This window comes from Pseudomonas sp. EA_5y_Pfl2_R50 (assembly GCF_963970475.1).
In the GTDB taxonomy this organism is placed as follows: Bacteria; Pseudomonadota; Gammaproteobacteria; order Pseudomonadales; family Pseudomonadaceae; genus Aquipseudomonas.
On sequence record NZ_CAXAPT010000143.1, the window covers coordinates 1 to 479 of the forward strand.

Consider the following 479-nt stretch of genomic DNA (forward strand, 5'->3'; position numbering starts at 1 on the left):
CTCTACGCCATGGGCGTCATCGGCAAGCTGATGCGGGAGCTGCGGATCAAGATCGAGCCGCGCGGCTTCTCGATCGAGGGGCGGCCCCGCTACGGCTCGCGGCTGTTCTGGTGCGATTCACAAAACGAAGCGGCGGCATGACCGCGCGCGGCGACCTTCCGATCTTCCGGCAATTGCAGGTGACACGTTGAGCCATCCCCGCCTTTCCATCATTCCGGCCGGCGCCGTCACGGACCGCTCGCTCGAGCCGCGCGACCTGCAGGTGCTGTGCCTGCTCGGGCGCCACACCGACAAGGCCGGCTGGTGTGCCCGCAGTCAGGTCAAGATGTCCCGCGAGCTCGACTGCTCGCGCGGGTCGCTGCAGAACTCGCTGCAGCGCCTCGTCGATGCCGGCTGGGTCGAGAAGAAGCGGCAGGATGTCGAGGTCGAGGAGGCCGGCAAGCAGCCGTCGCGCTCCTACGCGTACCGGGTATTGCTCG

At 67.8% G+C, this 479-nt stretch carries 1 protein-coding gene; it reads left to right on the top strand.

Annotated features, from left to right (window positions below; genetic code table 11):
* Positions 1-187: 187 nt before the first annotated feature.
* The coding region (locus AACY19_RS27145) for a helix-turn-helix domain-containing protein (RefSeq protein ID WP_339454580.1) at positions 188-479 on the top strand (292 nt) is incomplete at its 3' end.